The organism is Haematospirillum jordaniae (assembly GCF_001611975.1).
Classification (GTDB): Bacteria; Pseudomonadota; Alphaproteobacteria; order Rhodospirillales; family Rhodospirillaceae; genus Haematospirillum; species Haematospirillum jordaniae.
The window spans coordinates 2,014,085-2,039,420 of the sequence record NZ_CP014525.1; the positions used below are offsets into that span (position 1 = coordinate 2,014,085).

The following is a 25,336-nucleotide window of genomic DNA, read 5'->3' on the forward strand; positions in this document are numbered from 1 at the left end:
CAAGGCCGTACCTGCCATTTTACCGGCAGGTACGGCCTAAGCATCTACAGCATCTGGATGCCCCGGTGCGGTTTCCCAACCAAGACCCGGCAATGCAATCGCCCGGTTCCCGTATACATCGTCACGAATGACAATCACGCCTTGCTCCTCCAGATGGCTTAACAAGCCACGGGCACGGCGGGATGACCGGCTGCCCCTAGCCTTGGCAATATCCGCATCGGAAGGACAAGGGCTCTTCTCAAATGCGGCCTTGGCCAACATCAGGAATAACGCCCGTAAATCTTCGGGAATCAGATCTGCGGCCGCCATCACACGATTCCAATCCTCTTCCGGCATACAACGCTCGGTCAACCCGGCCCGCACAACAGCCAGACGGCGCCGAAAGCCAGGAAGATCAAGGCCTCGACCGCTGGCGCCATGACTGCGACAGCGGACCAAGAAATCCTGATACAGGACGGCCACTGAACGATAGGGCGCATCGTCATCAGACAACAGATCGCGGAGCACCATGTCATAGAAAGCGCTCTGTCCAATTTCAGCGATAGGCTTAACTGCCTGGACCGGAGCCGGCGCAGCAATCGGGTCTGGGCAAAGGACCAGCAGAGGATCCACCTCTCCAGCTTCAGCAAAAACAGACGACAGAATCTCTTGCTCCTCATCTTGGGCACACACCAGAGGCTCCGTCGTCATAGGGGTAATCCGTGCACAAGACACAGGCCGAATATCATGCCCTTCAGAAGCCATCAGCAAGTCGCGAGCCTGTTCTCCCAACGAAGGAGGTGGAGACAAAAGACGCGGGCTGGAAGAGCGGCCTGACGTCTCGACCGCACCAATACGGATGGGCAAGGGACGACGGGAAAGCGCCGGACCAAGCGCAATAAACTGCCCCCTCTGCAAATCGCGGAACATCTCGGCCTGGCGCCGCTCCATCCCCAGCAAATCTGCGGCACGCGCCATATCGATATCCAGGAAGGTCCGCCCCATCAAAAAATTGGAAGCCTCGGCGGCAACATTCTTGGCCAGCTTGGCAAGGCGCTGGGTTGCAATAATCCCGGCAAGGCCACGTTTCCGACCTCTACACATCAGATTGGTCATCGCCCCCAAGGACACCTTGCGGGCCTCATCCGATATCTCCCCCGCTGCGGACGGCGCAAACAGCTGCGCTTCATCAACAACAACCAAAGCAGGATGCCAGAACGTTCTATCTGAATCAAACAACCCCCCAAGGAAGGCTGCAGCCGACCGCAGCTGCCGTTCTGTTTCCTGGTGCTCTAGGGTCAGGACAACAGAAACGCGATGTTCGCGGACCCGCCCGGCCACTTTCTGCAGGCCATTCTCGGAATGCTCGGCCGCATCCACCACAACATGCCCAAAACGTTCGGAAAGGGTTACAAAATCACCCTCAGGGTCAATAACAACCTGCTGGACATGACTGGCCGCCTGCTCCACCAAACGGCGCAACAGGTGTGATTTCCCTGATCCCGAGTTTCCCTGTACCAACAAACGTGTTGCAAGCAGCTCTTCCAGATCAAGAAAAGCAGGGGTTCCCGTCTGCGTCCGGCCCATATCGATGCTGACGGTCATGGTCTCTCCGGTAATGGTCAACACAGCAAAGGGGCGAATCTGTCTATTGGGGCGTATATGTCAACCCTTGAGCCAACAACAAAGTTGTCTGTACAGCCCTTTGCCTCCCCCTGTGCAAGGCACCAATTATCCAGCTTTTCCGCCATTCGGGCCATGAAAAGGGCTTTTTACACCGTGGCAAGCCCAAAGGTACCGGGGCTTTGGATTGCAGAAGCCCCGTGTCTCGGGCACGATACCGGACAACCCTTTGGAAACTGTTCCAATCATTGACAAGAAACAAGACGAAGAGCTACATCACCGACGCACCGTAAACCAGAAATTTTCCGCACCATGCGCATCCAGGGTATTGCGCTCCGGCAGGGAAACCCCGCAAGAGGCTTGGGCCATGAAAGCTGATACCAGACCAGTATCCCCGCATCTCCAGATTTATGCCTTCAGGCTGCACATGGCGATGTCCATCAGCCATCGCATTACCGGCGTTGCCCTGATCGCAGGAACCGCCCTGCTGATGTACTGGCTGTGGGCTGCGGCATCGGGCCCTGATGCCTATGCCCACGCCACATCGCTGATTGGTTCTCCGCTGGGCAAGCTCCTGCTTGCAGGATGGAGCTTTGCGCTGTTTTACCACGTATGTAACGGCATCCGGCACCTGTTCTGGGATGCCGGCAAGCTTTTCGAAATTCATGAAATACGGGGTTCCGGCATTGTTGTTCTCATTGCCTCTATTGCCCTGACCGCCCTGGCCTGGGGCGTAGGCATGATGCACTGAGCCGGACAGGGAGTTGAAAATACCATGACCTTGCGCACTCCACTTTCTCGGGCCCGCGGGCTTGGATCTGCCCACGAGGGTGCACACCACTGGTGGCAGCAACGTGTCACGGCGGTTGCCATGATCCCCCTCGTTTTCTGGTTTGTTGCCTCGCTGGCATCACACGTAGGGGCCGACCATGCAGCGATGCGGAGCTGGCTGTCTTCGCCGCTCAACGCGACGCTGCTGATTGCGCTTCTGGTTGCCGTTTTTCACCACGCCCAACTGGGCCTTCAGGTGGTATTTGAAGACTACGTCCACTGTAATGCGGCAAAGGTTGCCGGAATTATTGTTACCAAACTGCTTGCAGTCCTGTTCGGCATCTTTTCTGTTGTTTCGGTGCTGATGATTGCAATGGGAGGCCGGGGCTGATGGCTGCATATACCTTTATTGACCACACATATGATGTTGTTGTTGTCGGCGCGGGCGGGGCTGGTTTGCGTGCCACATTCGGCATGGTGGCTGCCGGGCTGAAGACCGCCTGCATCACCAAGGTTTTCCCTACACGGTCCCACACCGTTGCCGCACAGGGCGGCATCGGTGCTGCCTTGGGCAACATGGCCGAGGACAAGTGGGAATGGCATATGTACGACACAGTCAAGGGATCGGACTGGCTTGGCGACCAGGATGCCATTGAATACATGTGCCGCGAGGCCATACCCGCTGTCCACGAGCTGGAGCACTTCGGGGTTCCCTTTTCACGTACTCCCGAAGGCAAGATCTACCAACGTCCCTTCGGCGGCCATATGCGTGACTTTGGCAAGGCCCCGGTGCAACGGGCCTGCGCTGCTGCGGACAGGACCGGCCACGCCATTCTGCATACGCTGTACCAACAAAGCCTGAAGCACAAGGCGGAGTTCTTTGTTGAATATTTTGCCCTTGACCTGATCATGGATCCATCCAGTGGAGAATGTCTGGGCGTCGTCGCACTCGATATGGCAACTGGTGCCATCCACCGCTTCCGGGCACATCAGACGGTCTTGGCAACCGGGGGATACGGCCGTGCCTATTTCTCCTGTACATCTGCCCATACCTGTACCGGGGATGGAAATGGCATGGTTGCCCGCGCCGGGCTGCCTCTTCAGGACCATGAATTTGTCCAGTTCCATCCCACCGGCATTTATGGATCAGGCTGCCTGATTACAGAAGGTGCCCGTGGAGAGGGCGGCTATCTGACGAACTCCGGCGGCGACCGCTTTATGGAGCGTTATGCACCAACGGCAAAGGATCTCGCATCACGCGACGTCGTATCCCGCGCCATGACCATGGAAATCCGCGAAAGACGGGGTGTCGGAAAAGAGCAGGACCATATTTTCCTGCATCTGGAACATCTGGGCGCTGACGTTCTGCATGCACGCCTGCCCGGCATTACAGAAACCGCCAAAATTTTCGCCGGAGTTGATGCCACGCGTGAGCCGATCCCGGTTCTTCCAACCGTACACTACAATATGGGCGGCATCCCGACGATCTACACCGGCGAGGTTGTACGCCCCAAAGCGGGAAGCCCGGATAACCTGTGCGGAGGCTTGATGGCTGTCGGAGAGGCGGCCTGCGTTTCCGTTCACGGCGCCAACCGGCTTGGTACAAACTCCTTGCTGGATCTTGTTGTTTTCGGGCGCGCCGCAGCACACAGGGCAGCAGAGCTGATAAAGCCGGGATCCAAGCACAAGCCACTGCCCGCCGATGCCGGACAGAATGCGCTGAGCCGTCTGGATCGTGTTCGTCACGCCAAGGGGCCGCGTCGCGTCTCTGATATTCGCCTCGACATGCAAAAAGCCATGCAAATGGATGCAGCTGTGTACCGCACCTCCAAATCCCTGCAAGAAGGTGTGGGCAACCTGAAGAAAATCGCAGGCACCATGCCGGATATGGGCATTACAGACCGCTCACTGATTTTCAATACCGACCTGATCGAGGCGCTAGAGCTTGAAAATCTTATGGCCTGCGCCAATGCCACAATGGTTTCTGCCGAGGCCCGGAAAGAATCACGCGGGGCGCATGCCCACGAAGATTACCCGGAACGCGATGACCAGACGTGGATGAAGCACACGCTGGCTTATGTTGACGAGAAATATTCCGTCCGCTTGGACTATCGGCCAGTGCATACCTACACGCTGTCGAACGAGGTTGAGTATATCAAGCCGCAAAAGCGCGTTTACTGAGCGCGCTGGCTGAAAGGGAAAACACCATGGTTGAATTCAACCTGCCTGCCAACAGCCGGGTTACTGAAGGAAAAACCGTCAAGGCCCCGGCTGGTGCCAAGAACGTCAAGACCTTCCGGATTTATCGCTATGATCCGGACAGCGGGCAGAACCCGAGGCTGGACACCTTCGAGATTGACCTTGATGCGTGCGGCCCAATGGTTCTGGATGCACTGTTGAAAATCAAGAATGAGATTGACTCAACACTAACGCTCCGTCGTTCCTGCCGGGAAGGTATCTGTGGCTCATGTTCCATGAACATCGATGGCACAAATACACTAGCATGCCTGAAACCTATTGCTGATATTACAGGTGACGTAAAGATCTACCCGTTGCCGCACATGCCTGTGGTCAAGGATCTCGTACCAGACCTGACCCATGTCTATGCCCAGTATGCCTCCATAGAGCCTTGGATGCAGGCTGATACTCCTTTTCCCCCGAACGGGGAACGCCTCCAGTCTCCGGAGGACCGGGAGAAGCTTGATGGACTGTGGGAATGCATCCTGTGTTTCTGCTGCTCGACGTCCTGCCCCAGCTACTGGTGGAATGGTGATCGCTACTTGGGGCCTGCTGTGTTGCTACAGGCTGCACGCTGGATTAATGATTCCCGTGACGAGGCAACAGGAAAGCGCTTGGACGCACTGGAAGATCCGTTCAAGCTGTATCGCTGTCACACGATCATGAACTGTACCAATACGTGCCCGAAAGGCTTAAACCCAGCCAAAGCCATTGCAGACATCAAGAAGAAGATCATCGAGCGCTCACTCTGATCGAACGCACGAACACAATCCAGAAGGGGAAGCATGATCGCGCTTCCCCTTTCTCTTTTCTCAGGCTGGTGCCGCATCCTCGACAACCAGCTGGCACTCATTCCGCCCCTGCCACGTATCCAGACGCAGGGACCCGGCCAGATGGTACGCTGTCCCTTGGGCATTGAGCAGAGCAACACCAAGATCGGTATCAACGCTACGGAAAGCAATGGCCTTCAGACGCCCGCCGCATGCACCAGTCAGGGTCATCCGCACATGACCTTGCCCGACAACATCTGCACGAACAATACGGGCAGAGGGCACAACAAATTTAGGTGGTTCATTACCCGCCCCGAACGGACCAGCTTTCTCGACAGTCTGCAAAAGATCAGGCGTGGCCGCACGAATATCCACAGCACCATCAACCTCAAGAACGGATGACAAGCTCCCCTCTTTCAGCTGGCTTGCCAACCTGTCAGCCAGAAACTGACGGAATTGGTCCAAACGCTCTGCCTTCAGGGAAAAACCCGCTGCCATAGCATGGCCACCACCGGCTTCCAAAAGGCCAGCTTCACGGGCAGCAAGAACCGCTCGTCCCAAGTCCAGACCAACAACGGAGCGCCCGGATCCCTTGGCCATCCCCCCATCAAGCGCAACCACGCAAACAGGCAGATTATAGCGCTCCTTCAAACGCCCCGCGACAATACCAATAACGCCGGGATGCCAGTTCTCTCCGGCCACCATAACCAGCGGATCATCCGTGTTTGTACGACTCTCTGCCTGTTCAATGGCCTCGAACAGGACGGCAGCCTCTATATCCTGACGCTCTGCATTATACTCGTGCAGACGCAAGGCCAGAACGCCAGCCTCGGCGGGATCGTCACATGCCAGAAGCCTAGCCCCAAGATCCGCTTGCCCTACACGCCCGCCTGCATTGACACGTGGCCCCAAAAGATACCCCAGATGAAACGCTGTCGGAGCTTCGGTGATCTTGGCCACATCAGCCAAAGCTGCCAAACCCGCATTACCGCGACGCGCCATCACCTCCAGCCCACGCGTGACCAAGGCCCGGTTAACCCCGACAAGGGGGACCACGTCACAAACCGTACCAAGCGCAACGATATCAAGCCATGCCATCAAATCAGGCTCGGGCCGGGATGAACTGCTGTACCACCCCTGCTGACGCAGCGCACGGTTGACGGCAACAATCAACAGAAAAGCCACACCAACAGCAGCAAGATGCTTGTGCTCGCTAGGGTCATCCAGACGCTTGGGGTTAATAATCGCTACCGCTTCAGGCAAGATCGGCTCTGCCTCGTGATGGTCAACCACAATAACATCAAGACCTGCTGTCGCTGCAGCCTGCAGCGGCTCAAACGCTGTTGTTCCGCAATCAACCGTTATCACCAGATCGACACCGCGCTCCTTGAGCGCAAGCATGGCAGGGGTGTTGGGTCCATATCCCTCGGTAATACGATCGGGAATATAAAGAACGGGCTGTAGGCCAAGTGTCCGCAAGAAACGCAGCAGCAAAGCAGATGAGGTAGCCCCGTCCACGTCATAGTCACCAAATATGGCAACCGTTTCACCTTCCCTGATAGCATGACACAAACGCTCCACTGCCTGTGTCATGCCCTTCAGATGGAGAGGATCCGGCAAAAGAGCCTTCAAGGTTGGATTGAGGAACAAAGGCGCTGCATCCACATCAACACCGCGCGCAACCAGCATACGACCAACAATACTGGGAAGCCCGAAACGCTGGCTGATGGTTTCAGCATGGCGCTCATCACCGGCACGCAGACGCCACCGACGGCCAGCTAATGACCGCTCCACATCCAAAAATGCAACCATGGTTCTTTCTCGCGCGTCCTATATATCGACAGGCAGGAAGCCTACCTTGCGATCAAAATTATGCAAGGCCTCAACCCAACGGACCGTTCCGGAACGCGAACGCATGACCAATGAATGTGTCCGCGCCCCGTTATGCCACCGCTGCACACCGCGCAACATGGCACCATCCGTCACCCCTGTTGCGGCAAACATAACGTCGCCCTTGGCCATATCGGCAAGGCCATACTTACGATCGAGATCCGTGATACCCCAACGGGCGGCACGCGCACGCTCATCATCGTTCCGGAACAAAAGTCGCCCCTGCATCTGGCCGCCAATACAGCGCAAGGCCGCAGCAGCCAAGACACCCTCCGGAGCACCACCGCTACCAATATACATATCAACGCCAGACCCCGGCGTTGCTGTTGCAATGACACCCGAAACATCTCCGTCCGGGATCAGGGTAATGCGTGCACCGACTTCCCGCACAGCCCTGATCAAGTCCTTGTGGCGCGGCCGATCAAGAATACACACAACCAAGTCCGAGACTGCAGCCTTCTTGGCAGATGCCAAGGCCACCAAATTATCTTGTGGCGTTGCATCAAGATCAACGAGATCGTCCGGGAGACCTGCCCCAACCGCTATCTTGTCCATGTAAACATCAGGTGCATTGAGAAAACCACCATGTTCAGCACAGGCAACGACAGCCAGCGCGTTGGCTCCTCCGGTTGCAACAATTGTGGTCCCTTCAAGAGGGTCCAGTGCAATATCAACTTTCGGTCCCTGCCCCTGCCCGACTTTCTCCCCGATATAGAGCATTGGCGCTTCGTCGCGCTCTCCCTCTCCAATCACAACGGTTCCGTCAAACAGAATGGAATTGAGGGAACAACGCATGGCGTCAACAGCAGCTTGGTCTGCGGCCTTTTCGTTGCCACGCCCCATCCAACGCGATGCTGAAAGAGCAGCTGCTTCGGTAACCCGGCACATTTCCAGTGCCAGATTCCGTTCCAACCCGGGAACCGGTGTACGTGATGTATCAGCCATAACACCGGCTCCGCTCACTCGAGATTAACAAAACAGAACTATGCCGCAAGAATTCCGGCAAAAGAATGTCAGAAGGATTCAATGCGGATAACCTGCGGAGGCTCAACAACAGCTGCAATGATACGGATCCGGCGCAACGCGTCATTCAAGGCGGCTTCTACCGTCTCGTGAAGGATCATGACCACCGGCACCGCCTCACCCGGCGCACGACCTCTCTGGACAACCGCTTCCATCGAAACCTTGGCATCACGCAAGGCAGCAGCAATCTCGGCAAAAACACCCGGCAGATCTTCGACCATCAGACGCACATAATAGGCACCCTTGCGGGCTTCCATGCTCCATTTCGGCAAAGGCACAAGATCAGCCACCGGAACACCAAAGACAGGACCAACACGCCACGCCGCAATATCCATCAAATCCGCCACCACAGCAGAAGCGGTCGGACCACCACCGGCACCCCGCCCCTCCAAGACCGAACGCCCGACAAACTGGCCCTCGGCGACAACAGCATTAAAAACGCCTTCTACAGCAGCAATGGGGGCATCCTTGCGAACCAAGCACGGATGTACCCTCTGCTCGATACCACGATCTGTAGCCCGGGCAATTCCCAACAGCTTGATCCGGTATCCCAGCTCGTCAGCAAAGGCGATATCCATAGCCGTCAACGAACGAATACCCTCGACATGAATGGCGCCAAAGTCAGTACGCGTACCAAATGCAAGGCTGGTGAGAATGGCAAGCTTATGAGCTGTATCAACACCATCGACATCAAAAGACGGATCTGCTTCTGCGTATCCCAGCTTCTGGGCGTCAAGAAGAACATCCGCAAAATTCCGTCCGGTCTCGCGCATGTTTGTAAGGATATAATTGCAGGTACCGTTCAAAATGCCATAAACGCAGCTTATCTGGTTAGCAGACAGCCCCTCCCGCAAGACCTTGACGACAGGAATACCACCAGCAACAGCAGCCTCCCAGCCCAAGGCAACACCATTCTTTTCCGCAAGGGCAGCCAGTTCAGCGCCATGGTGGGCCAACAAAGCTTTGTTGGCCGTAACTACGTGATACCCGCGCCCCAATGCCGCCCTGACAACCTGTCCAGCTACACCATCTTCGCCGCCAACCAGCTCACAGACGACATCAACATGGTGTCCGGAAACCAACGCCACAGGGTCGTCGTACCACGTAATCCCTTCCATGGAAAAACCACGTTCCCGGCCAGGGGTTCTGGCAGAGACCGCAACAACCTCTATCGGGCGCCCACAACGGGCCGCGATAACCGGGGCATTTCTCTGCAAGACCCTGATCGTTTCCGCACCAACTGTACCAAGACCTACAACAGCAACCTTCAGGGAATTGGGCACGAGAAAACAAGCTCCTTGGGAATTAAGAGGGGTTTATATAACCGGACGATCCATAACGCGCCCGATCTCGGATTCCAGCGATACACCCGCCCCTTGGCGTTGCAGGAACCCCTTGATATTGCGGACAGCCTGACGGATCCGGTGTTTGTTCTCAACCAAGCCAATACGGACATGACCATCGCCATGTTCCCCGAAACCAAGGCCAGGAGCAACCGCAACCCTCGCCTCTTGCATCAGCAGCTTGGCAAACTCAACAGACCCGAGGTGACTGAAAGCGGGTGGAATGGGCGCCCAAGCAAACATGGAAGCCGGCGGGCTGGGAACCATCCAACCTGCGTGGTGCAGACCCTCGATCAGAACGTCACGGCGCTGGCGGTACATAGTGCGGATCTGTTCCACGCAATCTTGAGGACCGTTCAGGGCTGCTGTAGCGGCCACCTGAATGGGTGTAAAAGCACCATAGTCCAAGTAACTTTTGACACGGGCCAATGCCTTGATCAACCTTGGATTCCCCGCAGCAAACCCAATACGCCATCCTGCCATGTTGTAAGACTTGGACATGGAGGAAAACTCCACTGCCACATCCTTTGCACCCGGAACCTGAAGGATGGATGGCGGGGGATTCCCGTCAAAATAAATTTCGCAGTAAGCAATATCGGACAGCACAAAGATGTCATGCTTACGACAGAACGCGATGATATCCTTATAAAAATCAAGCGTTGCAACCATTGCCGTCGGATTAGAGGGGAAGTTGACAATGACAGCAACCGGCTTGGGAACACTGTGGCGTACCCCACGTTCCAAGGCGCGCAAAAACTCTTCATCCGGACAAGCGGGTATTGACCGCACAGCTGCACCGGCAATGATGAAGCCAAAGGCATGAATGGGATAACTAGGGTCCGGGGACAGGATCACATCACCCGGGCTGGTTATAGCTTGGGCAAGATTAGCAAGGCCCTCCTTGGAGCCGATAGTGACAATCACCTCGTCTTCGGGATCAAGGCTGACATCGAACCGACGACGGTAATACCCCGCCAAGGCCTTGCGCAGACCGGGTATACCCCGCGACTGCGAATAGCAGTGCGCCCTTGGATTAGTGGCAGCTTCGATCAGTTTTTCAACGATATGGGGTGGCGTCGGTTGGTCGGGATTCCCCATGCCAAGGTCAATAATATCTTCCCCGGCGGCACGAGCCTTTGCCTTCATCGCATTGACTTCGGCAAAAACATAGGGCGGAAGGCGTTTTATACGATGAAATTCCTGGTCCATATCCCGTTCCGGAAAAAACACTGCGCACTTGATACTGCACTGTTTACCGCGTCACACAAACGGAAGCGATAGTTGTTTTTCAGAAAATAGCTTTCCAGTGATCAAAATAGGATCAAAGCAATTTTCGGGAACATTCATAACAAAAAAAGGAAAAACATAGAATATCAATAACCAAACCAGATCTGGGTATAGCGCCCCCCTTCATCCGAAGAAGTCTGTGATTCATGACCCTCCCTGTCCACTGTGACAATAGCCGATGCATGGAGAGCCGTAGCAGGAATTCCTTGGGCCTGCAGAACATCGACAACGCTGCGGGCCCGTTGCAGGGCTGTACTATAAGATGCAGCGTGACCAACCACGTGGATGGTCTCATCTACCCCGCGCTGATGCCTGAGACGTGCAACCTGGCGCAGAATATCATGGTCTGTACGGTCGAGAGAAAAAGATGCGGGCTGGTATTCAATGGTTGCCACTAACGTAGCTTTCCCGGACTCTTGGGCCATGCTCCTAGGAATACTTACCCTGTCGGGTGGAACAACAGATACGCCTTGCGAATCAACAAGCACCGTAACTGGGAACTCTGGCTGAGTATCAACGACAGGCTTTGCCACAAAGGCTTTGCCCCCATTACTTGGCGTTGCTGATAGAGCAACGCCATCAACAACAGAATCAGCTTTTACAGCAGCAACGGGCTTTGATACAGCAGGGGTGGGTGCGGTATCGACAGAAATATCAGACGTGACAGTTGAGCGACCAAGATCCTTTTGGTCGGAAGGCTGCTCTCTCTTCCTGCCCGGTACATACTCTGGACGAGATGGAGCAGCGACCAACCCTTCAGCCCTATGAGCCTGATCACGCACAAGGTCCGGATTCGTCCCGTCAGCCTTGGCAGGCATAACCATTTCCAAGCAGCAGATCAGCACAGCAAGAAACCGAGACATGACAGAAATATGCACATAGAAGGCCTTGAACATGTCTTAAATTCCCCTCTTGCCAGAAACCCGTTCCATACCCCACTTGGGTTTATTATAACTCCCAAGCAAAACAATCTACTGAAAGGTAGTGAAATTCACAGAAACTATCTTCATGATAGTATCTACTTGTTCCTTCCCCAGATCCTGATTTCTGGGCCCTCTTCTCTCGTCTGCCTGATTTGCAACCCCATCACCAAGACCTGAACGATCTAGGACCCAGGAAAGAAAACGCCCATGCCGGACAAGAGCCCTGATCATCCAGCGCGCCCGGACGCACAGATTCCAGACCCCACAGACATATCCCGGGCCTTGTCCAGTATTGCAGAACGCAGTCAGCGCCTGATTCAGGAGTTTATCCGGCGTCACCCCGAAAATGCAGAACCAGATACGCTCGACCCTCTCAATATCGCCGGCGCGTTTCTGGAAATGACAACCCGCCTGATGGCCGACCCCGCCAGGCTTGTCGAAGCTCAGGTGTCTCTTTGGCAGGACTACGTCAATCTTTGGCAGAATACGGCCTTGCGCATGATGGGTGAAAAAGCCGCCCCCGTGGTAGAGCCTGACAAGAACGACAAGCGCTTCCGTGACGAGGCATGGCAAGATAACGAGCTCTTCGACTTCATAAAACAGTCGTATCTTCTGACAGCGCGCTGGATCCGCAGCACCGTCAAGGATGTTGAAGGACTTGATGAGCAGTCAGCCCGCAAGGTTGACTTCTACACACGCCAATTTGTCGACGCGATGGCTCCCTCCAACTTCGTTCTGACCAACCCGGAAGTTCTTCGCATTACAGCCGAGACTGGCGGCGAAAACCTGATCAAGGGCCTTGAGCACCTGCTGTCCGACCTTGAACGCGGGCGCGGGCGGCTCCGGATTTCAATGACCGACGAGAATGCTTTCGATATCGGCCGAAATGTTGCATCCACACCGGGGCAGGTCATTTTCCAGAATGACCTTATCCAGCTTATTCAGTACGCGCCATCAACAGAAACTGTAAAAAACGTTCCCCTTCTTGTTATCCCCCCTTGGATAAACAAGTACTACATCCTTGATCTGAGAGAGAACAACAGCCTCGTCAAATGGTGCGTTGACCAGGGTTTCAGTGTTTTTATCATCTCGTGGGTCAACCCGGATGAACGTCTAGCGGCAAAGTCTTTTGAAGATTACATGACCGAAGGCCCACTGGCTGCAATAGAGGCAATCAAGGCCCAGACACACACGGCATCCATCCATGCACTGGGCTATTGCCTTGGCGGCACACTGCTTGCCTGCACATTGGCATGGCTCAAGGCCAACGGGCAGAACAAGTGTATAACCTCTGCCACCCTTATGGCAGCCCTGACCGATTTTTCCGATCCCGGTGAGATCAGCGTATTTATTGATGACGAGCAGCTGGAAGTTCTGGACAGCAAGATGTCAAGGACAGGGTACCTTGATGGCGCAGACATGGCGCACAGCTTTAACATGCTGCGCTCCAACGAGCTGATCTGGTCTTTTGTCGTCAACAACTACCTGCTTGGCAAGGAACCGTTCCCTTTTGATCTTCTGTACTGGAACAGCGATTCCACACGGATGCCGGCATCCATGCACAGCTTCTACCTGCACAATATGTATAGGGAAAACAACCTCGTCAAACCTAGTGGTATTACCCTGAAGGGAACACCGATAAACCTCCACTGCGTAGATACCCCGGTCTATATGCTGTCCTGCCGCGAAGATCATATCGCCCCATGGAAAGCAACCTATGCCGCAACACATATCTTCACGGGCAAGGTACGCTTTGTACTGGGAGCATCAGGCCACATTGCCGGCGTTATAAACCCTCCGGCAGCCGGTAAATATGCATACTGGACCAACGGCCAGAAGGCTAGGACACCGGATGACTGGCTGCAGAAAGCCAAGGAACACAAAGGAAGCTGGTGGACGGACTGGATGGCATGGCTCAAGCCACAAAGTGGTGAAGACGTACCGGCCAGAGACCCTGAGCATGGCCCCCTGACACCCATTGAACCCGCACCGGGCCAGTATGTCAGAATCCGCACTGGCTGAAAGCCTCTCAAAGTGAGGCGATCATCTCCTTGTACTCTTTTCCCAGTGCAGAGTAATGCGCGCACTGGCTGACAATGAAGTCTGTCTCATCCGGCGTCAGATCCCTCATTTTACGGGCCGGACTCCCTCCCCATAACTCTCCAGACGGTATTCTGCGCCCTTGGGGTACCAAGGCACCGGCAGCAACCATAGCCCCGCTTTCCACCACGGCAAAATCCATAACAACAGCCCCCATGCCAATGAAGGAGCGACTTTGCAGGGTACAGGCATGGATAATACAGTTATGACCGACCAGAACATCATCCCCTATCGCGGTACCAGACTTCCCGCGTGAGACGTGGACAACCGTCCCATCCTGAATATTGGAGCGGCACCCAATCCGGATCTGGTGAACATCCCCCCGCACCACAGCCCCGAACCAAACCGAGGATCCCGCACCAATCACCACGTCACCAATCACACTGGCGCCCGGGGCGACAAAAACCGTGGGGTCAAGAGCGGGTATCACACCACGCCACGGCAGGATGATAGGGTTTGTCTGCATGCGAAAGCTCCTTTTGCCTGCGCAGACTTAATACAAGTGCTGCCCACCGGTCACAAAAATTTCGCTGCCATTTATATAACCGAACTCTGACGAACAAAGCCGAAACACGCAAGAGGCGACATCTTCGGGTGTTCCCATACGATCAAGCGGAATACGTGGAATCAGAGCCTCATACTCGCTCGATACCATTTCTGTTTTTATCTCTCCGGGGGCAACAGCATTAACCCGAATACCTAACTGGGCCATTTCAGCCGCCATCTCCCGGGTTAAGCCCGACAGGGCACTTTTGCTTGTGGAGTAGGCAGAACCGGCAAAGGGATGCACGGCATGCCCTGCAATCGAGGTAATATTGACAATTGCCCCCTGCCCCCGGTGCAGATCAGCAGCAAACCCCCGTGCCAAACGCAAGGGGGTGAAGAAGTTAAGCTCGAAGACAGAGCGCCATCCATCGAGATCACCATTCAGAACCCCCAGACGCTCACGGAAAGGCGTTTTAGGGGAAATTCCTGCGTTATTGACTAATGCATGCAAGGGACCACCACCCAAGGCCGCATGCACCTGCTGCACCAAACTTTCGGCGGAATCAGGGCAGGATAAATCGGCACAGAAATGCTCGCTCCACTCCCCGGGACGCGACACAGAAACAGCACCCCTAGCACAGGTGATAACCCGCCATCCCTCGGCACAGAAACGTAAGGCGGTTGCCAAGCCAATGCCACGGCTGGCACCGCTGATAAAGACAGTCTGCACAATAGCCACAATCGACGCCCTTTACTCTTCCCCAGTCAGAAGACCATCACTATGGCACAAAGCATGACAGATATCGGTCTACATATTGGCTGGAACAGAAAAATATCCCGATTGAAAGGACAACATTTCACTTCTATACATCCGCGCCCGAGCCTGCTTCCGTAAATGAGAGAAGAATACCATCATGGGCCTTGCTACGCCCACACTGCCTGCAACCAAACTGCGCGATCCTAGGGTTGATTTCTTCCGGGGCCTAGCGCTGGTATTTATGTTCTGGGACCATCTTCCGGATAATCCTCTAGGCCTGATCACAATCCGGAACTTCGGATTGAGCGATGCCGCTGAAATCTTTGTCTTTCTCGCCGGATACTCTGCGGCTACGGCATGGGGGAACCTTCTGCGACAGAAAGGGTACTGGATTGCGGCAAAGCGCATCCTGAAACGGGCCATAACGCTCTATGGAGCCTATCTCCTGCTGACAGGATTGCTCGTTGCCAATGCATGTGCTCTACAGCTCCTGCCACAATTATCAGCATATCAAGAGGAATGGAGCCAGTTGCCGATCTGGCTGAATGACACACAAGCGTGGTGGGGCATTATAACCCTGCAATACTGCCTGCCACTGCTCGATCCACTGCCACTCTATGTCATTCTTCTGCTTTGCATGGTTATTACAATACCCCTTCTCGTCTACCGTCCGCTTGTTCTCGGGGCCTTGTCGGCGTGCCTGTATGCATCAACCCTGTTATTTGACCTTTCTGTTCCGGGAACAGCCGCAAATCCCCTTTTCTTCAACCCCCTTGGGTGGCAGTTTCTTTTTTGTCTGGGTAGTCTGTGCGCGTTATACGGTGATTGCTTCCTTCCATCCTCATACTCCTCACGTACCCGTACCATGGCCCTGCTGATTCTCGGCACCGGCTTCCTGCTTGCTTGGAGCTGGAAATTTCCGGAACTGCACGATGCCTTCGTGCCCCAAACGTTAGCGGCATGGCTTTATCCCATTGACAAAAGCCTGCCAGATCCCTTGCGCATCTTTCATTTTCTTGCGCTTGCCTGGCTTAGCAGGGCGATGATCCACTCGGGACCATGGCTGGATCACACGTATTCTGTTTGCCTAAGAAAAATGGGCCGTCACTCCCTGTTTGTTTTTGGCACCGGCGTTATCATCACGCCCCTCCTGACTATTACAGCCCGGACGGTGGGAAACAGCCCTGTCGCTCATATTGTGACCGGCCTTGCCGGAACCATGCTGCTGGCCCTGCTTACAAGCGCCACAGACAGGAGAGCGGGTATTATTCCAGTGAATGCATCCAGAACAGGCACAAAAACAGCCTGAAAAGTTTTCTGCAAAGACACAATATCAAAGACCCACATACAGACAGAGGGTTTCTGGCGAATCGATACTGCCAGTAAAAAATGTTAAGCATTCCCCCTGCTTCAGGAAGGATCATCCAGAAAAAATCATCGTTAAATTATGGGGTTGCGTGTTTTTACAGGGGCATGCCATTCAATGAGGGTGTAGTATGCATTCGTGCTCTCCTGTTCGAGGGCACATGCCCCTGCACCGGGTGTGAGCGCCCCTCTCTCGCCTCGCATGGAGCTTCGGCTCTGAAGGACGCTCTCGGCAACTCGATATTCCGAAACACTCGGTGCGGGGGCTCCTCGTCTGCCACTCAGGGCACGAGCACGGGCCCCCTGTCCGATCAAGGATCAATCAGATCAGCCATCATTGCCTTCACAACCAGATGGGTCCGGCTTGTGGCATCCATCTTCTTCTTCGCATTTTCTATGTGATAGAGGACCGTTCTCTCGGCCAACCTGAGAATCTGACCAATCTCCCAAGTACTCTTTCCTCGCGCAACCCAAGTGAGCACCTCAGCTTCACGATCTGTCAACACAGACAAGCCCCCCAGAAACTTACACCAAACCAGCTTGAGCAACCCCTGTGACAAAAGCCGGACGACACACATAAGGTACAGAAGTACCCGTGCACTTCCTTCTGCCAAGCAAGCACACAAAACAAGACGGCGAAAGGAATCCTGACACAAATCCCGAAGGGCACCCTGCAGGAATCTGCATTGAACGTACCCAGAGACTCAACCAATAAGGCAAATTCGCCCCGAAAACCAACTATAAGAAATGGGGATACCGGATCAAAGCCCCAAAGACAAAACAAAATCAAAAAAACAAGCAGCAGGCGCGGAAGAGTCTCTCTCAACCGCGCCTGCCTCAATCATTCCCGATTAGCTCTTGCCAAGGTATCAACCAAGGCCCGAATTTTCTCTCTCTGGTTGGCCGGCATATGCCAATAAGACCGAACAAGCTCAAGACTCTCCGTCTTGTTCATAAGGTCACCAACCGGTCGCCGGCCCCGCCCGCCAAGGGCAGCAGGATCAATAACATCAGCGTTGCGCTTGCGGGAACGCAACAATTCTTCGGTAATATCCTCGAAGAAGTAGAGCATCGAAACACCAAGCGCCTGACACACATCAAAAAGACGACTGGCGCTCAATCGATTCAGACCTCGTTCATATTTCTGAACCTGTTGAAATGACACACCAATGGATTTGGCCAACTGTTCCTGCGTCATGCCCATCAAGGTACGGCGCAGCTGCATCCGCGAACCGACATGGATGTCGATCGGATCAGGATCTTTTTCACTATTCACGTTAGACACCTCTCAACAACTCGATAGCACTTATAAAGCACAACCTTGCAGAGAAGGTCAATTACCCGCGCCACACACCATACAAGAGGACTATGAAATAGCCATCCCAAGTAGCTTTTCCATCGCATAGGTATATATGTATACATGCGTTATAACGCCAAGGTACTCTGAGAGATATCAATTATTGATTGTAATTTTCCGCTAGAACTTAATGCCTTGGATGGGGCGAGACAACCCATCAGCATACCGAAACAATGAGATAATCCGGCACAGTATGCAGCACGGCTCTTGCAACGCCACGAATACGGGAACAGAATACCCAACCAGCCTTAATGAAGGGCGCCATCTCAAGGGGGGGAGGGACAGCAAGGATGCCGACAGAGGTTCGCAGGCTGCTTTTCACACAAGATGAAGTATGCAAGGCCATGTCAATAGATATGGACGATCGGCGAGAGGAAGGTGAAAGCGGTACTGTTATTGGCATAGAAATCATCAACAGCGACCCGGTCAATGTGCGCGGCGTCGTTCAAATGCAAAGCGGGCGGCAGGTATCCAAAAGCTACGATGCAGTTCTGCTGTGTTCTGCCCTGATCGCTTGGTGTATGGACCAGAAAATCCCGATTGCCCGCAAGGCTCACAAAGCAGCCCGTATAACCCGGGACAAAACCATCGCCTTGGACCTGACAGTCTCCGCACCCCCCAAGTAACCCCTCATTCTTCCTCTTCTTCAATATCCGTAACGATGACCGAACCGCTCCAGACCGGAGCGAGTGCCTCGTCAGCAACAACGACACTGGTTGATCCCCTTAGACGTCCGACAATAAACAGCATATCGGGGTCCCTCAGGTAAAGGTTGGCAACTTCCGGGGCCGAAGAAATAATAATCTTTCCTCCAGCCGGCAGCCGGATGATTTCCAGAGAATCCCTCACCACCTTCACGTCATGAATTTTGTCCGGGTTGATAACGGGTGCTTTTGCCTTTTCATCTTCCCAAGGCATCCTGAAGGCTTGGGCCATTGCTGGACCAGAGAAAAACCACAAAAAGATAGATATGAAGATAACAATAAACCTTAAGATACACACCGCAACGCTCCCCTGCTACAACCCTTTTCTACACTGCCAAAAGGGCTATCCACTTGGCAACTCTGCCGACAGGGGAACGCCCAGGTAGTCATGATCACAGGAATTTCTTGACAGGAATACGCCCCGACCGGATTTTCCGGATGCTTCTTCCGTCTCCTTCATACAGGACCAAGCTCCCCTATACACTAATCCTATCAGGAGAAAAGCCTTGATTCCCCGTTACTCCCGCCCCGAAATGGTTTCTGTTTGGGAACCTGCCAACAGGTTTCGCATCTGGTTCGAGATCGAGTCTCACGCCTGCGATGCCCAAGCAAAACTGGGAATCATTCCGCAGAAAGCCGCTGATTCTGTACGCACATACGGCAACAAGCCTTACACGCCTGAACGGATCGCACGGATCGATGCCATAGAGCAAACAACAAAGCACGACGTCATTGCCTTCACCACAGAACTGGCCGAACATATTGGCGAAGATGCCCGCTTTGTTCACCAAGGCATGACATCTTCAGACGTTCTGGATACCTGCTTGGCTGTACAGCTGACACAGGCATCAGACATTCTTCTGAAAGATATCGATGCCCTTCTGGATGCCCTCAAGGCCCGTGCCATGGAACACCGGTTAACGGTTTGCATGGGGCGAAGCCATGGTATTCATGCAGAACCCGTGACAATGGGGCTGAAGTTTGCAGGCTTCCACGCCGAGTTCCAGAGAGCACGCGCCAGATTGCTCCAAGCACGGGAGAATATAGCAACATGCGCTATTTCCGGGGCTGTCGGGACCTTTGCCAACATCGATCCTTTTGTTGAGGAATACGTCGCAGAGAAACTGGGGCTGAAGCCTGAGCCTCTGTCCACCCAAGTTATCCCCCGTGACCGGCATGCCGAATACTTTGCAACCTTGGGGGTTATCGCTTCTTCCATCGAACGGATCGCAACTGAAATACGTCACCTCCAGAGGACAGAGCTGCGTGAGGCTGAAGAATTCTTCTCCGAAGGACAAAAGGGCAGCTCTGCCATGCCCCATAAACGCAACCCGATCCTGACAGAAAACCTGACAGGACTGGCGCGTCTGGTACGTGGCTATGCCATCCCCGCGATGGAGAACGTAGCCCTGTGGCATGAACGCGATATCAGCCACTCATCCGTCGAAAGAATGATTGCCCCGGACGCCACCATAACCCTTGATTTTGCCCTGGCCCGGCTGACAAGCGTTGTTAGGAACCTAGTCATTTACCCCGAAGCCATCGAACGCAATCTCAATCAGATGGGGGGCCTTATCTTCAGCCAGAGGATACTTCTGGCACTTACGCAAGCAGGCGTCAGCCGGGAAGATGCCTATACACTGGTGCAGCGCAATGCCATGAAGGTCTGGCAAGGAAAAAGTGATCTTTTGTCCATTCTCAAGCAGGACAAGGACATCACCACCCATATACCGGAAACAGACCTGACAAAACTGTTCGACCTTGGCTACCACACACGCCATGTGGACACCATATTTCGCAGAGTTTTCGGGGAGAAAATTGTCTGACATCAAAAGCAGATCAAAAAGCCCGGCGTTATGCCGGGCTTTTTGCCAAGCAACAAGCAGACAAGACGTTACCCATCACGCAAGATGCTATCCCTTGCCTCCACCATTATTTTCTCAATCTTTACTTTCAGACGTGCCTCCGTCATATCCACGTCGCGCTCCTGAAAGTCAGTGAGTATCTTCCTAATCACACCCTCCTCACCGGCTTTCTCCAGAGCGACCGCAACAAGGCTGCGCGCGTACTCTTCGGCCCCACCACCAGCTATTCCCAAGGCTTCGGCTACCCATAGACCCAGCACTTTATTACCCCGGGCCCGAATCCGGAACGCCAGATCCTGATCATGCCCGAATTGGGCCTCAAATGCTTTCTCACGATCGCGAAAAACCTCAGCCATGCTGCACATACCCCCCATTGCGGCCAGAGATCACGGACCAAAATCCCGTAAAAGGAGAATCTATCCAATAAAGAAAATCCAAGGATTTGTATCCATCCTCAATTCATTACCCACCGAAGATTCCAAAGCTGTGCAGGGTCTATTGTAACAGACCTCGGCGCACAAGGACAAGCTCATGGAACAAGATAATTATATGATATAAAAAGGAATTATAACGTAGTACATCGTGCTCATACCCACACGGGCACACTAACCTTCCCCACGCACCCCCTCCTGATAAAGACCCGGAAGACTGTCAGTTCACCATTGTCGGTAACGATGGCGCCTGCTATACCGCTTCCGAACCGGAAGAACCCCGGCCTGCCCTGCTTTTTGGCAGACGGCTTCATCCTTGTACCTATTCCGCCCTCCTGCCGTGCGGCAGGGTGGAGCCACGAACGGACAATCGCTCACGATGGGACGTCGCAGACAGATTTATGAAGGAAAAGCCAAAATCTTGTTCGAGGGTCCCGAGCCCGGAACCTTGGTTCAGTACTTCAAAGATGATGCAACCGCTTTCAATAATCAGAAAAAGGGTACCATTACCGGCAAGGGTGTTCTGAACAACCGGATTTCTGAATACCTGTTCCAGAAACTGGGTGACATTGGGGTCCCGACACACTTTATTCGGCGTCTGAATATGCGGGAGCAACTGGTCAGGGCCGCAGAAATCATACCGATCGAAGTTGTTATTCGTAACAGCGCAGCCGGCTCCCTTTCCAAGCGACTGAGCATTCCCGAAGGTACGCTGCTCCCCCGCACAATCATCGAATATTATTACAAAAATGATGAGCTGGGAGATCCCATGGTTTCCGAAGAGCACATCACCGCTTTTGGCTGGGCCACGATTCAGGACATTGACGAAATTCTTTCCGTCAGCCTGCGCATTAATGACTTTCTCTCCGGTCTTTTTCTTGGGGTCGGGCTGCGCTTGGTTGACTTCAAGCTTGAATTTGGCCGGATTTATCACGAGAACGGCGAGCCGCAGATTATATTGGCCGATGAAATCAGCCCCGATAATTGCCGCCTGTGGGATGTAAAGACCAACGAAAAGCTGGACAAAGACCGCTTCCGCCGCGACATGGGTTCTGTGGAAGAGGCCTACCAAGAAGTAGCACGCCGCCTCGGGATCCTGCCCGAAGGTGGTCCACGTGACATGCCCGGCCCTGCAACCATGCAATAAGGCAGGACTGAACTCTCCCCGATATTTCTGCGGAAGGACTAAAATCCGTGAAGGCAAAAGTATACGTCACTCTGAAAAACGGGGTTCTGGACCCACAGGGTAAAGCTATTGAGGGGGCACTGAAAAACTTGGGGCTTGTCGGCATCGACAATGTTCGCCAAGGCAAGTACATCGAGCTGGAACTCGGCGCAACAGATCCAGTAGAAGCCCGCGCACTGATTGAAAAGGCCTGCCGGGATTTGCTGGCCAATACCGTTATGGAAAATTACACCATCACCATAGAGCCATAAGCCGGAATCAGGCACACCCCTGACCGGGTGGACCTGAACTACCACCCCGTCTCCTGACATATAGCAGGATATCCGATGAAAGCCGCCGTTATTGTATTTCCCGGCTCCAACTGCGACCGAGACCTTGCTGTCGCCTTGGAGAAAAGTTCGGGCAAGGCTCCGGCCATGATCTGGCACCGTGAAAGCCAGCTTCCTGATGATCTTGACCTTGTTGCCATCCCTGGCGGCTTTTCGTACGGGGATTATCTGCGCTGTGGTGCCATGGCTGCACAAAGCCCTGTCATGCGTGAAGTCAAACGCTTGGCCGCACGGGGGACCCGCGTTCTGGGCATCTGTAATGGATTCCAGATCCTGACCGAGGCTGGCCTGCTCCCCGGTGCCTTGATGCGCAACCGTAATCTGGCCTTTATCTGCCGTGATGTCTTCCTGAGAACAGAAAATAATCAAAGCTCCTTTACGGGTCAGTACGCGCCGGCGCAAGTCATTCGCATCCCGGTTGCTCACCATGATGGCAACTTCTTTACAGATGATGAAACCCTTGCCCGTATTGAAAATGGCGGGCAAGTCGCCTTCCGTTACTGCACAGCCGACGGCACCGTGGATGAGCGCGCAAACATCAACGGCAGCCGTAACAACATTGCCGGCATCCTTAATGAAAGCAAAACGGTCCTTGGCATGATGCCCCATCCTGAACGACTGGCTGACGAGAAACTCGGTGGCACGGATGGCAAGCCATTGTTTGATTCCCTGGTGGAGACCCTGTCACAATGACCGCATTGACCCCGGATGTTATTGCCAGCCATGGCCTGAACCAGGACGAGTATGCGCTGATTCTGGAGATTATGGGACGGGAACCCAACCTGACCGAGCTGGGTATTTTTTCGGTCATGTGGTCGGAACACTGCTCCTACAAATCATCCAAGAAATGGCTAAAAACACTGCCAACCAAGGCACCGTGGGTGATCTGCGGCCCAGGCGAGAATGCCGGCGTCATTGATATCGGTGAAGGGCTAGCGGCTATTTTCAAGATGGAAAGCCACAATCACCCGTCCTTTATCGAACCCTGCCAAGGGGCGGCAACGGGCGTTGGCGGCATTTTGCGGGATGTGTTCACAATGGGTGCCCGCCCTGTTGCCAACCTCAATGCCCTTCGTTTCGGTGCTCCGGAATATCCCCTGACACGCCATCTGATATCAGGCGTTGTGGCGGGTATTGGTGGGTATGGAAACTGCGTTGGCGTGCCTACGGTCGGCGGCGAGGTTAACTTCCACCCATCTTACAATGGTAACATTCTGGTCAATGCCATGACGGTCGGCGTTGCCCGTCAGGACCGGATTTTCTACTCTGCCGCGGCAGGGGTGGGAAATCCGGTTGTCTATGTCGGCTCCAAAACCGGGCGCGATGGTATCCACGGCGCCACCATGGCCTCGGCTGAATTTGGTGAAGGGGCTGAGGAAAAGCGACCGACCGTGCAGGTTGGTGACCCGTTCACGGAAAAACTCTTGATCGAAGCCTGCATGGAACTGATGGCCACCGATGCGATCGTGGCTATTCAGGACATGGGGGCTGCCGGCCTCACATCGTCTTCCTTTGAAATGGCCTCCAAGGGTGGCATGGGTGTGGAGCTGGAACTGGACAAGGTTCCCATGCGTGAACCCGGCATGACTCCCTACGAACTGATGCTGTCTGAATCCCAAGAACGCATGCTGATGGTACTGGTTCCGGGCAAGGAAGACATGGCCCGCCATATCTTCGAAAAATGGGAACTGGATTTTGCCATCATTGGCACCCTAACCGACAGCGGACGCATGGTGCTGAAGTGGCACGGCGAGGTAGTTGGTGACCTGCCGATTGACCCCCTAGCCCAAGCCAGCCCAGAATACGATCGTCCGTGGATCCCTACCCCACCACAGCCAGAGCTGGCACCCAATGACGTGCCGGAGCATGCGTGGACAGAGGTTCTGCCAAAGCTTCTCTCCTGCCCCGACATGGCCAGTCGCCGGTGGATATGGGAACAGTACGATCACATGGTGATGGGCGACACCGTGGTTCGCCCGGGTAGCGATGCGGCTGTTGTCAGATTGCACAGCACAAACCGTGCCTTAGCCATGACAACCGACTGTACGCCACGTTATGTCAAGGCTGACCCAGTTGAAGGCGGCAAACAGGCTGTGGCCGAAAGCTGGCGGAACTTGACGGCATCCGGCGCGCGCCCTCTGGCTATTACCGATAACATGAACTTCGGCAACCCGGAAAAGCCCGCCATCATGGGGCAGTTCGTCGGGGCCTGCCAAGGTATTGCCCAAGCCTGCACCACGCTGGAGTACCCGGTGGTTTCGGGTAACGTGTCCCTGTATAATGAAACCAGTGGTCAAGCGATCTTGCCAACACCAGCCATCGGCGGCGTCGGGCTAATTGAGGATCTGGACCGAACAGCAACCATTTCATTCCAGGCGCCGGGGCAAACGATTATTTTGGTCGGTCAGGGGGAACGGCGGGGATGGCTGGGGCAATCCCTTTACCTACGCGAAATCCTTGGTCGGGAAGACGGTGCACCGCCGCCGGTTGACCTGCACCATGAACGCAAGACCGGGGACTTTGTGCGCTCGGTGATTCAGTGTGGCCATACCCGCACGGTACACGATGTCTCGGATGGTGGCCTGCTGGCAGCGGTTGCCGAAATGGCGATGGCGTCAAGCATCGGGGCAGATCTGACGGTTGACTTTGGCGGCCCACTGCATGCGACCCTGTTCGGCGAAGATCAGGGGCGCTATGTTGTAGTGACAGAAGATGGAGAACCCGCACGCGCCATTCTGGCGATGGCGGCGGGGGCCGGGATTTCAGCCCGGGTGATCGGGTGCACCGGCGGTGATCGCATCATCATCAACGGTCAACCTGGCCCCACTGTGAAAGATCTCCAGCATACCCACGAAGCTTGGCTGCCCGATTACATGGCCGGCTGAAACCAGCGCAATACAGCGAAAGGA

Annotated in this window: 24 protein-coding genes; 12 read left to right on the plus strand and 12 right to left on the minus strand. The window is 54.5% G+C overall.

Features of this window, described 5'->3' with window-relative positions:
• Positions 1–36 precede the first annotated feature (36 nt).
• On the minus strand, positions 37–1,584 hold the full coding sequence (locus tag AY555_RS09445; protein WP_066136039.1) for an ATP-binding protein: 1,548 nt from the start codon (positions 1,582–1,584) through the stop codon (positions 37–39).
• A 385-nt stretch (positions 1,585–1,969) separates the two neighbouring features.
• Between AY555_RS09445 and sdhC the strand changes: the two genes are divergently transcribed.
• The 4 genes from sdhC to AY555_RS09465 are packed head-to-tail and all read left to right on the plus strand — an operon-like array spanning position 1,970 to position 5,363.
• Positions 1,970–2,353, plus strand: a complete 384-nt coding sequence (gene sdhC, locus AY555_RS09450) for a succinate dehydrogenase, cytochrome b556 subunit (RefSeq protein ID WP_066136042.1) — start codon at positions 1,970–1,972, stop codon at positions 2,351–2,353.
• A 24-nt stretch (positions 2,354–2,377) separates the two neighbouring features.
• On the plus strand, positions 2,378–2,764 hold the full coding sequence (gene sdhD, locus AY555_RS09455) for a succinate dehydrogenase, hydrophobic membrane anchor protein (protein ID WP_066136045.1): 387 nt from the start codon (positions 2,378–2,380) through the stop codon (positions 2,762–2,764).
• Positions 2,764–4,554: a succinate dehydrogenase flavoprotein subunit gene (gene sdhA, locus AY555_RS09460; protein WP_066136048.1), complete on the plus strand. Its 1,791-nt coding sequence runs from the start codon at positions 2,764–2,766 to the stop codon at positions 4,552–4,554. Before sdhD ends, sdhA begins: the two co-directional genes overlap by 1 nt.
• A gap of 26 nt (positions 4,555–4,580) precedes the next feature.
• Positions 4,581–5,363: a succinate dehydrogenase iron-sulfur subunit gene (locus AY555_RS09465; RefSeq protein ID WP_066136051.1), complete on the plus strand. Its 783-nt coding sequence runs from the start codon at positions 4,581–4,583 to the stop codon at positions 5,361–5,363.
• Between the two features lie 60 nt (positions 5,364–5,423).
• Here the strand turns inward: AY555_RS09465 and recJ are convergent, their stop codons facing one another.
• From recJ to AY555_RS09490, 5 genes are all read right to left on the minus strand, one after another.
• Positions 5,424–7,193, minus strand: a complete 1,770-nt coding sequence (gene recJ / locus AY555_RS09470; RefSeq protein ID WP_066136054.1) for a single-stranded-DNA-specific exonuclease RecJ — start codon at positions 7,191–7,193, stop codon at positions 5,424–5,426.
• An 18-nt stretch (positions 7,194–7,211) separates the two neighbouring features.
• Positions 7,212–8,216 (minus strand): class II fructose-bisphosphatase, encoded by a 1,005-nt coding sequence (gene glpX, locus AY555_RS09475; protein ID WP_209315754.1) that lies wholly within the window; start codon positions 8,214–8,216, stop codon positions 7,212–7,214.
• A 68-nt stretch (positions 8,217–8,284) separates the two neighbouring features.
• Positions 8,285–9,577, minus strand: a complete 1,293-nt coding sequence (locus AY555_RS09480; protein ID WP_066136057.1) for a homoserine dehydrogenase — start codon at positions 9,575–9,577, stop codon at positions 8,285–8,287.
• Between the two features lie 33 nt (positions 9,578–9,610).
• A complete protein-coding gene (locus AY555_RS09485) occupies positions 9,611–10,846 on the minus strand; it encodes an LL-diaminopimelate aminotransferase (RefSeq protein WP_066136059.1) in 1,236 nt (411 codons plus the stop codon).
• 164 nt (positions 10,847–11,010) lie between these two features.
• Complete coding sequence (locus tag AY555_RS09490; protein ID WP_066136063.1) at positions 11,011–11,820, minus strand: OmpA family protein; 810 nt, start codon at positions 11,818–11,820, stop codon at positions 11,011–11,013.
• 234 nt (positions 11,821–12,054) lie between these two features.
• On the opposite strand from AY555_RS09490, the gene AY555_RS09495 reads away from it, so the two are divergent.
• Entirely contained in the window at positions 12,055–13,869 is a 1,815-nt protein-coding gene (locus AY555_RS09495) for a PHA/PHB synthase family protein (RefSeq protein ID WP_066136065.1), read from the plus strand.
• Between the two features lie 7 nt (positions 13,870–13,876).
• On the opposite strand, the gene AY555_RS09500 is transcribed toward AY555_RS09495, so the two are convergent.
• A complete protein-coding gene (locus AY555_RS09500) occupies positions 13,877–14,413 on the minus strand; it encodes a gamma carbonic anhydrase family protein (RefSeq protein ID WP_066136070.1) in 537 nt (178 codons plus the stop codon).
• Between the two features lie 27 nt (positions 14,414–14,440).
• On the minus strand, positions 14,441–15,163 hold the full coding sequence (locus AY555_RS09505; RefSeq protein WP_066136867.1) for an SDR family NAD(P)-dependent oxidoreductase: 723 nt from the start codon (positions 15,161–15,163) through the stop codon (positions 14,441–14,443).
• Positions 15,164–15,347: 184 nt separating this feature from the next.
• Between AY555_RS09505 and AY555_RS09510 the strand changes: the two genes are divergently transcribed.
• Complete coding sequence (locus AY555_RS09510) at positions 15,348–16,499, plus strand: OpgC family protein (RefSeq protein ID WP_066136072.1); 1,152 nt, start codon at positions 15,348–15,350, stop codon at positions 16,497–16,499.
• A gap of 367 nt (positions 16,500–16,866) precedes the next feature.
• Here AY555_RS09510 and AY555_RS09515 read toward each other — a convergent pair whose 3' ends face one another.
• Positions 16,867–17,061, minus strand: coding sequence for a helix-turn-helix domain-containing protein (locus AY555_RS09515; RefSeq protein ID WP_209315422.1), 195 nt, complete (start codon positions 17,059–17,061; stop codon positions 16,867–16,869).
• 335 nt (positions 17,062–17,396) lie between these two features.
• Positions 17,397–17,831, minus strand: coding sequence for a helix-turn-helix domain-containing protein (locus tag AY555_RS09520; protein ID WP_066136074.1), 435 nt, complete (start codon positions 17,829–17,831; stop codon positions 17,397–17,399).
• 425 nt (positions 17,832–18,256) lie between these two features.
• Between AY555_RS09520 and AY555_RS09525 the strand changes: the two genes are divergently transcribed.
• Positions 18,257–18,538, plus strand: a complete 282-nt coding sequence (locus tag AY555_RS09525) for a hypothetical protein (protein ID WP_156483354.1) — start codon at positions 18,257–18,259, stop codon at positions 18,536–18,538.
• A 4-nt stretch (positions 18,539–18,542) separates the two neighbouring features.
• Here the strand turns inward: AY555_RS09525 and AY555_RS09530 are convergent, their stop codons facing one another.
• Entirely contained in the window at positions 18,543–18,848 is a 306-nt protein-coding gene (locus AY555_RS09530; RefSeq protein WP_156483355.1) for a pilus assembly protein N-terminal domain-containing protein, read from the minus strand.
• A 274-nt stretch (positions 18,849–19,122) separates the two neighbouring features.
• Here AY555_RS09530 and purB point away from each other — a divergent pair, with 274 nt between their 5' ends.
• Positions 19,123–20,442, plus strand: a complete 1,320-nt coding sequence (gene purB, locus AY555_RS09535) for an adenylosuccinate lyase (RefSeq protein ID WP_066136082.1) — start codon at positions 19,123–19,125, stop codon at positions 20,440–20,442.
• 68 nt (positions 20,443–20,510) lie between these two features.
• On the opposite strand, the gene AY555_RS09540 is transcribed toward purB, so the two are convergent.
• A complete protein-coding gene (locus tag AY555_RS09540) occupies positions 20,511–20,837 on the minus strand; it encodes a DUF1476 domain-containing protein (RefSeq protein WP_066136871.1) in 327 nt (108 codons plus the stop codon).
• A gap of 454 nt (positions 20,838–21,291) precedes the next feature.
• Here AY555_RS09540 and purC point away from each other — a divergent pair, with 454 nt between their 5' ends.
• The 4 genes from purC (at position 21,292) to purL (ending at position 25,312) form a co-directional block, all read left to right on the plus strand.
• On the plus strand, positions 21,292–22,059 hold the full coding sequence (gene purC, locus AY555_RS09545; RefSeq protein WP_066136085.1) for a phosphoribosylaminoimidazolesuccinocarboxamide synthase: 768 nt from the start codon (positions 21,292–21,294) through the stop codon (positions 22,057–22,059).
• Positions 22,060–22,106: 47 nt separating this feature from the next.
• Positions 22,107–22,349 (plus strand): phosphoribosylformylglycinamidine synthase subunit PurS, encoded by a 243-nt coding sequence (purS, locus tag AY555_RS09550; protein ID WP_066136088.1) that lies wholly within the window; start codon positions 22,107–22,109, stop codon positions 22,347–22,349.
• A 75-nt stretch (positions 22,350–22,424) separates the two neighbouring features.
• The gene (gene purQ / locus AY555_RS09555) at positions 22,425–23,120 is read left to right on the plus strand and encodes a phosphoribosylformylglycinamidine synthase subunit PurQ (protein WP_066136091.1); all 696 of its coding nucleotides are present in this window, start codon (positions 22,425–22,427) and stop codon (positions 23,118–23,120) included.
• Positions 23,117–25,312 carry a phosphoribosylformylglycinamidine synthase subunit PurL gene (gene purL / locus AY555_RS09560; RefSeq protein WP_066136094.1) on the plus strand — a complete coding sequence of 732 codons (2,196 nt, stop codon included), beginning with the start codon at positions 23,117–23,119 and terminating at the stop codon, positions 25,310–25,312. The genes purQ and purL overlap by 4 nt, the downstream gene beginning before the upstream one ends.
• The last annotated feature ends 24 nt before the right edge of the window (positions 25,313–25,336 follow it).